This is a genomic window from Mesorhizobium sp. M1E.F.Ca.ET.063.01.1.1 (genome assembly GCF_003998155.1).
Lineage (GTDB): Bacteria > Pseudomonadota > Alphaproteobacteria > Rhizobiales > Rhizobiaceae > Mesorhizobium.
In genome coordinates this window covers 1-3126 of record NZ_RZSC01000681.1, presented here as the reverse complement: position 1 = coordinate 3126, position 3126 = coordinate 1, and the positions used below count along the sequence as shown (strand labels likewise).

Below are 3126 nucleotides of genomic sequence, written 5' to 3'. Positions count from 1 at the left end.
GGTTATGGCCCGCCACCCGCGGAGGGCGGGGCCATCCCCAGCGCTGCCTGGCACCTTTCTTACTGGATCACCTCGACGATCTTGCGGGTGTCGGGATCGACGACGATCGTCTGGTTGTCGACGACGACGTAGCGGTATTTGACGTTCGGCACTTCGTGCAGTTCGACCGTATCGGGAAGCGTGCTGCCGATACTGAGCTCGACACCAGGAACCTCCACCGAGGCCAGCGGCTGCTTGTGCACATATTCGCGGATCACCGTCTGCTGCTCGGGCTGGATGATGACGTCCTGAGCGGCCGCGGCGCCTGCGCCGGCGAGCAGCAGGAGGCCCGCGGCGGCGACTGTGAGGTGCATTTTCATGGTCTTTTCCTTTGCATTCGTGGTTGCATCGCCTCCCACGCTGCGCCTGCGATTTTCCACAGCCGGTAGGCACTCGGCCCAACGCCGATGGCCAAGCCTTGTTCCTGCAAACAAGCCTTGTTCCTGCAAAATTGCCGCCGGCGCTCTCACAAAATGTCACCGCAGCCTCGCGAAACGTTTCGGAACAATGCTTTTCAGCCCGGGTTACCCAAGCGAAGGGACCGACTTTCCGAGGAGAAAATCAGATGAAACGTCTTCTGATCACGAGCATGATCGCGCTCGGCGTCGGTTGCGGTGCCGCGATGGCGCAGACCGAATCCGCGCAGCCGAGCAGCGACAACAACTGCGTCGCCGGCCAGGCCGACTGCCAGAAGGGTGGCAAGGCTCAGGGCAAGATGAAGCCGCGGGCCGAGCAGAAAGCCCAGGGGCAGAACGGCGCCAACACCGAAGAGCAGGTTCAGGGCAAGGCCAAGATGAAGACCGATGAGCAGGCTCAAGGTCAGGCCGGCACCAGCACCGAGCAGCAGGCTCAGGGCAAGACCAAGATGAAGACCGACGAGCAGGCCCAGGGTCAGGCTGGCACCAAGACCGAGGAGCAGGCTCAGGGTACGGCCAAGTGCCAGACCGGCATGGCCAACTGCCCGAAGGGCTCGAAGACGAACGAACAGGCCCAGGGCAAGACCAAGACAAAGACCACTGAGCAGAATGCCCAGACCAAGACCGGCACCACCACCGAGCAGAATGCTCAGGGCAATGCCAACGTTCAGACCGACCAGAACAAGACGGCCTCGATCACCAACGTGACGGTCGAGCAGAAGACGCAGATCACGCAGATCATCCACGAGACCAATATCCAGCCGGTCCGCGATGTCAGCTTCGACATCTCGGTCGGCATCGAGGTTCCCCGGCACAAGATCCGCCTGCATCGACTGCCGGCCCGCATCGTCAAGATCGTCCCGGCCTATGAGGACTATGAGTACTTCGTACTGGCCGACGGACGCATCGTCATCGTCGACCCGAACACCTATACGATCGTGCTGATCCTGACCTGATCCGCATCAGAATCTCGACGAAATAGGCCCGCGTTGCCCTCAGGCAAAGCGGGCCTCTTTCGCGCGCGTCTCATGGCCGTCGAAGCTGCGCTGCCTGCGAAAGAGCAAGCAAGCCATATTTAGGGGAGCGGGAACCCGGACAGCCCAGCCTGCTTATCGTGGTGACACAGGACTTCGCAGGCCGGGCCGTGTCCGACAGTTGAATGCCAGGCATCGGCAGTGTGCATCCGTCGGGGCAGATGTGCAACTCATGGTACTCGAACGCATGAATGCGGCGCGGCTTGTCCAATTGCCGTTGCAATTCCGCCGCTCGGCACGGCGGCGTGACTTTTCGGACGATCAGACGTCTCCGCGGCACGATCGAATTGGGCAGTCCCGACTTTGGTTAGAGCCGTTGAGCCAGACGCTTGTGTCTTTCGAATATGGCGAGTTTGTCAGGGTAGCCGAGACGAACATTCTCGCTGCAGTTCTGGCATCTGAAGTTGGCGATCACCTTGAACCACGAGCCTTTCCTGACAATCGGGTGCTTGCAGCGCGGACACTCGAATTTGAGATCAACATTGTTAAGTTCGACAGGTATGGGCACCAGCTTCCCCATGGCTTGCAAGATGCCCGCCAAACCCTGGGCTGACGGACATCTCTGCTCCGCCGGCGATGAAGGAACGCTCTCGCCAGCTCTATTCGAATGAGGCAGCGAGCGTTATGTTTCAGCGCCCGGACCAATACCTTGCCGCGCCGGACTTCAGTCTCACGAGCTCTGCTGACATTCGTCACGGCGAGGAGCGTGACTGGTGCTGAAAGACCGGTGTGAGATCTGCGCCGAGGTGCGTGCCGATACCGGCAGCCGAGGCTCGGAATTCCGCTCAACCCCGCACTTGACCTGCCGGCGCCGTCATCAAAATGAATGGCGACGGTCGCAAATGCCCATGCAAGCCTCGGGACCGGCAAAGCAAGCAGCAACGGCATGGGTGTTTTGATGAAAGCTGTCGGCCTCTACCGATGTCCAGGAGACCCGCCGTTCGCTTGTGTCCTGGAAGGAACCAGGGGCACTTACATTACCGAAAATGCCTATCGCGCAGGAGGATTCAAGCCGGATTTCGAGGCGTTGCCCTGGGAAGGAGACTATCGGGCCAGACGGGAGAACACGCCAACGGTTTGACTTCCGGATTGGCCGGCCGAAATCCTAGCCCCAGTCGTCCATTTTATATAACGGAATATGCGAGTTGGCGATCAGCCATTGCATGGCAATCGATTGCAGCAACTGCGCTTTGGAAACCCGCATCTCGGCCGCGGCCCCATCCAGGGCTTCCTCGATATCTGCTTCCATGCCCAGATCGCCCGCATTTCTGAGAACGAGCGCGGCCCGGCGAAGCAGCGCCTTCAGATCAGAGCCAGACATCTCGCCGGTTCGATCGGCGGCCGAGAGCAGTTCCTGGGCGAAGTTTGCAGGTCCCATTTCCATAGTCTACGGCCAACGCGTGGAGGGAGCCATCAAGCATCCCCGCGAGCTCTGGTTAATCCACAGCTTGCAGCGGCCCCGCCGGTGGCCGGCAGCGGACCCAGGGACTCGATTATTACGGGGGAGGCTTCACATCGAAAATCACCGCGGTGGAGAGCACGCGGCGTGACTGGGCGTCCCGGACCTTGATCGTCAACTGCCGGCGGGCGCCCGGCAGAACGCCTCTCGCAAAATCAGCCAAGGCAAGAGCGACCTC

Annotated in this window: 4 protein-coding genes; 2 read left to right on the top strand and 2 right to left on the bottom strand. The window is 60.7% G+C overall.

Annotated elements, in window-relative coordinates; translation table 11 throughout:
* Positions 1-59: 59 nt before the first annotated feature.
* A complete protein-coding gene (locus EOA29_RS30485) occupies positions 60-359 on the bottom strand; it encodes a DUF1236 domain-containing protein (RefSeq protein ID WP_126094640.1) in 300 nt (99 codons plus the stop codon).
* 245 nt (positions 360-604) lie between these two features.
* Between EOA29_RS30485 and EOA29_RS30480 the strand changes: the two genes are divergently transcribed.
* Together EOA29_RS30480 and EOA29_RS41750 are read left to right on the top strand one after the other, a co-directional pair.
* Positions 605-1411 carry a DUF1236 domain-containing protein gene (locus tag EOA29_RS30480; protein ID WP_126094641.1) on the top strand — a complete coding sequence of 269 codons (807 nt, stop codon included), beginning with the start codon at positions 605-607 and terminating at the stop codon, positions 1409-1411.
* Positions 1412-1661: 250 nt separating this feature from the next.
* Positions 1662-2042, top strand: a complete 381-nt coding sequence (locus EOA29_RS41750; protein ID WP_189350140.1) for a hypothetical protein — start codon at positions 1662-1664, stop codon at positions 2040-2042.
* A gap of 552 nt (positions 2043-2594) precedes the next feature.
* Here the strand turns inward: EOA29_RS41750 and EOA29_RS30470 are convergent.
* Positions 2595-2873: a hypothetical protein gene (locus EOA29_RS30470; protein ID WP_127222041.1), complete on the bottom strand. Its 279-nt coding sequence runs from the start codon at positions 2871-2873 to the stop codon at positions 2595-2597.
* Positions 2874-3126 lie beyond the last annotated feature (253 nt).